General features: G+C 48.5%; 1 protein-coding gene. It reads left to right on the top strand.

Annotated features, from left to right (window positions below; genetic code table 11):
- On the top strand, nt 1–239 hold a 239-nt coding region (locus ACTHS4_RS12495), incomplete at both ends, for a squalene/phytoene synthase family protein (RefSeq protein WP_440366046.1).

Genomic DNA, 239 nt, shown 5'->3' on the forward strand with positions numbered 1-239 from the left:
CCGAAGCAGTCAAACGCCTGCGCCAACTGGACAAACTGAAGGCAGAGTTAGACCGCATTACACAAGGTGGTAAACCGCAAACGGCTTTGATGCAGCGTTTGTATAACGAAGCGATTGAGCCGTTTCAATTGCCGTTGCAGCCGTTTTTTGATTTGCTGGCGGCGTTCAGTCAGGATGTGGTTAAAACCCGTTATGTAAACTTTGGCGTATTGATTGCCTATTGGCGTTTGTCCGCCAAT

This window comes from Neisseria sp. P0014.S009 (genome assembly GCF_051958155.1).
Classification (GTDB): Bacteria; Pseudomonadota; Gammaproteobacteria; order Burkholderiales; family Neisseriaceae; genus Neisseria; species Neisseria flavescens_C.